A 3,509-nucleotide genomic window follows, 5' to 3' on the forward strand; every position below is an offset into this window, starting at 1 on the left:
GGTAAACTTCCAATGCTGTGCCAGTGCCGACTTTCCCTCGGCGTCCCCTCCCGGGTTTCCCTCCTTTCGTTGTGCCTGTCCCGGCCTTCGTCCGGCCTTCGCGCTCTGTCCCGGCCTTCGGTGCCTGTCCCGGCCTTCCCCTCATGCATCTGGTGCGTTGATCAGAAATAACCTGGGACCATTGATCCGCTGACCGGTGGATACGCTTGCTTTTTGTGTTGCTCATTCCGCTTGCTCCTGTATGGAAAGTTCAGGAGCAGGTTAGCGGTACATTGTGCGGGAGGGAATAACGGCCTTGTTTGAGCGCTTACACTCCAACGATTCTAAAGGAGGCGACAACTATCCTGACAGAGGGGGCTGTCAAGCGACGCATGAGTAGCAGTTGTAGGAAATTTCTCCTGAGGTGGGTGTCTGATCTCGTCGTCTAACGAAAACGCCCGCGGCATTAATGGCCGCGGGCGGGCTAGTACTTGATCTAATTAAACAGATCGAATTAACAGGATACCGTTACGGTGCATCTGTCTACTCCACAACTCCAAGATGATCTGCACTCTTGGACATCGTCTGCCCCGACGACTGGAATACCAAACAGGAATGCGAGATCTCGGAGTTCCTGTGCCAGATCATAATCCAGATCCGAAGCACTGAATCTAGAAAAATCGGGTTCCACAGGTACGAAGTTAAGCCCAGGCGCAGTTATCGATTCTAAATCGACATCGAATTCAATGATAATAGTGAGCGGATCGCTGGCAACCCGGCCAACCTCTTCTATCTTGAGTCTGACTTTGGTACCGTCTTCAAAAACAACGATATCATATTCAGCGTCGAGTCCGCTTTCCGCCAAGAATTTATCTAAGAGTGAATCAATTGTATCCGTTACATCAGTTATCATCGATCGCCAAAAATCACTGTAATAATCCGTCAACTCTTCTTGCAACTCTCTTCGAAGACCACTAGCAGATGAGCCTCCTGCATCAATCAAATCGAGGGCTGAATCGAACGATAAATCAAGGTCTTCGGCATCTATGTCCTGGATTAGTGCATCGTTAAAGTTTCTGAAGGTAGTCGTAGCAGTCGCAATATCGCCGAGCACCGCAGGATCACCACTAATTTCGGTAATGCTGACATCCAACGATGTATCGCCAAAGCTGCCGGTGATAATTAGCGTGACCCGAAAGACGCGCGTCTGCTCGTTCGTAACATTAACAACGTACACATCCTCCGATTGGCCTGGAAATAAATCCGTTGCCGAGAATGCGGCCTGACTGAACTGCAAATCCGAACTGCAATCGTTGCAAACGTCAATATTGGGTAAACTTTGTGCGCCTGCGCCAAGCGGCACAAGCCACATCAACCCCATCAATAACATAAATTGTACGTTACGCACGCAAATTCGCTTAGAAATGGTCAAGACCATCATTAATCCCCGTATTTTTTAACGCCAAAAGTAGATTACTACCCTCCTAGCCAAGGAATAGCAGATTTAGCTTAATTGTTTTTTTTGAGCTGTCAAATATTCTTGCCTGATTTTTCCGTGAATCGCGAGACTCATCACGGATTGGAAGCCACAGTGTTTGTCGAGATGACGCGATAATCGAGACACCGATATTCTGAGAAACGGCGTAGCTTTTCCGCAACGCTCTCGGGCTGCGGCACTAGGCGAGGCGACTCACCGTGTATTTGGATTCAAACTGATCAGTGCGTGGGCAATTCGGCGGATTTCAGGTACACCGAATCTGGCCGATGGCCGTTTTGTGGTTTACCGGGATTAGCAGGCAGGACTAACCGGGACTGAGCAGTGCTGCAGCTGCGGCTTGGCCCTTCAGGAAAGACCTGCCGAAATCTTCGGCGAGGCTTCGCATCGACTTGACGATTCCGATGAAGCCATGAAACAGGCTCTTCTGGATTCGGTTGATGAATCGGACGTAATTGCCTGGATCGATCTTCAGCCGGTCCAGGATCGGTAAGGTGGCGGGTGGGTGCCTTGGTTTGCTATGATCGATTCAATTCGACGGGCTCGCAGGAGAGGGCCCCATGCCCAGCATGAAAACCACCATGGCAGCGTTGTCGCTGGTTATTTGCTTAAACGCAGCCCAAGCCGCACCCGACGGACTACTGTTGATCGGCGATAGCTGGGCCGACCAGCAGTTCGGCGACCAGTCCCACTCGATGGTGTTCGCCGCCCTAGGTTTCGGTCAGGTCCAGGTGTTTGGCGCGGCCACCGTTGAATCGGGGTCGACCGCGGCCGAGTGGGCCACACCGGCTCGGCTGGCGACAATCGGCCAGGCGCTGACCGATCCGGCCATCGAGATCGTCCAACTTAGTGTTGGCGGCAACGATTTTCTCGATGCCTGGAACGCCGAGCTCGACTCGGCCGCTCAGGCCGCGCTATTCGCCGCAATCCGTGCAGACGTCGAAACCATTGTCGAGTTCATTCTCGACGTTCGGGCGGATGTGGAAGTGTTGTTGAGCTTCTACGACTATCCCAATTTCGTTGACACCTTGGGCGGAATCGACGGTGCGCTGTTCTGCGCGCCGCTGTGGAATAGCATGGAGCGGCCAACGCCGCTGGAAGTCAACACCGCAGCGGTCGCCCTGGAACAGTCAATCCTGAGCCTGAAAGACCACCCGAGGGTATTTCATGTCAGCCATTTTGGCCAGATGCAGTCGCTGTTCGGGTTTTCCGATATGGGCATCGCTCCCGGCGATCTGCGGCCACCCGGAGACCCGGCCCTGCCCAGCCCGACCGCGGCCTTGAGATTCAACGGCGCCGACTGTTTTCACCTGAGCGCCGAGGGTTATGATCAACTGGTGATTAACCAGTTCGAGCGCTACTTCGAAACCCGCTTCGATGTGATCTTCAGGAGTGCGTTCCAGTAAACGCCATTCTTGGAACGGGCTCCTGATAAAAACGCAGACACCCAACGTTTCACTTTGATTCCGGCCTTCCGGGCTGTCTAGTCCTTGCCGGTATAGGGGTCGACGCCGCACAAAAAATGTCGCCGAACACAGCGACTGACGACATGATAGAAAGGCGTTACGTCGGTAGAGACGAGTCTTCTACGGGCTTGCGGCATGGTTGCAGCGTCGGTGATCGATGAGCCACCAGCGTAGTTCGTATTCCCTAGCCGGCAAATAGGAAAATCGGCCGAATTCGGGTAGGTAAACTTCCAATGCTGTGCCAGTGCCGGCTCTCCCTCGGCGTCCCCTCCCGCTTTTCCTCCTTTCGTTGTGCCTGTCCCGGCCTTCTTTCCTCGGCCTTCTCAGCCTTCTGCGGCCTTTTTTGTTTGTGGAACGACTATACTGGAAGGGGTTGAAGGCTTTGCTCCAAGGTTATTTGATGATGATGTGTCTGCAGGTGAAAGAGTCGAGACCGGCGCGTTCCCCGCGGCCGGGAAAGCCGATCTTCGTTTTTCTCGCTCTGCTGGTGGCTACGTGCTCTGCCTCGGCCGGAACGCGTCTTTTCCTGCCAGTTTTCAGCGAGCCGGTCCCGGCCCAGATCGAGCGCG

General features: G+C 53.8%; 3 protein-coding genes. 2 read left to right on the plus strand and 1 reads right to left on the minus strand.

Going from position 1 to position 3,509, the window contains the following annotated elements; genetic code table 11:
- Positions 1 to 493: 493 nt before the first annotated feature.
- Positions 494 to 1,420 (minus strand): hypothetical protein, encoded by a 927-nt coding sequence (locus VJ956_RS15945; protein ID WP_324086029.1) that lies wholly within the window; start codon positions 1,418 to 1,420, stop codon positions 494 to 496.
- Between the two features lie 394 nt (positions 1,421 to 1,814).
- Between VJ956_RS15945 and VJ956_RS15950 the strand changes: the two genes are divergently transcribed.
- Positions 1,815 to 1,967 carry a hypothetical protein gene (locus VJ956_RS15950; RefSeq protein ID WP_324086030.1) on the plus strand — a complete coding sequence of 51 codons (153 nt, stop codon included), beginning with the start codon at positions 1,815 to 1,817 and terminating at the stop codon, positions 1,965 to 1,967.
- Positions 1,968 to 2,034: 67 nt separating this feature from the next.
- On the plus strand, positions 2,035 to 2,880 hold the full coding sequence (locus VJ956_RS15955; protein WP_324086031.1) for a hypothetical protein: 846 nt from the start codon (positions 2,035 to 2,037) through the stop codon (positions 2,878 to 2,880).
- The last annotated feature ends 629 nt before the right edge of the window (positions 2,881 to 3,509 follow it).

The organism is Marinobacter sp. (assembly GCF_035268745.1).
In the GTDB taxonomy this organism is placed as follows: Bacteria; Pseudomonadota; Gammaproteobacteria; order Pseudomonadales; family Oleiphilaceae; genus Marinobacter.

Bases quoted from the DNA above. Each gene is read 5' to 3' on its own strand.
- VJ956_RS15945 (WP_324086029.1), bottom strand. From the start codon at position 1,420: ATGATGGTCTTGACCATTTCTAAGCGAATTTGCGTGCGTAACGTACAA.
- VJ956_RS15955 (WP_324086031.1), top strand. From the start codon at position 2,035: ATGCCCAGCATGAAAACCACCATGGCAGCGTTGTCGCTGGTTATTTGC.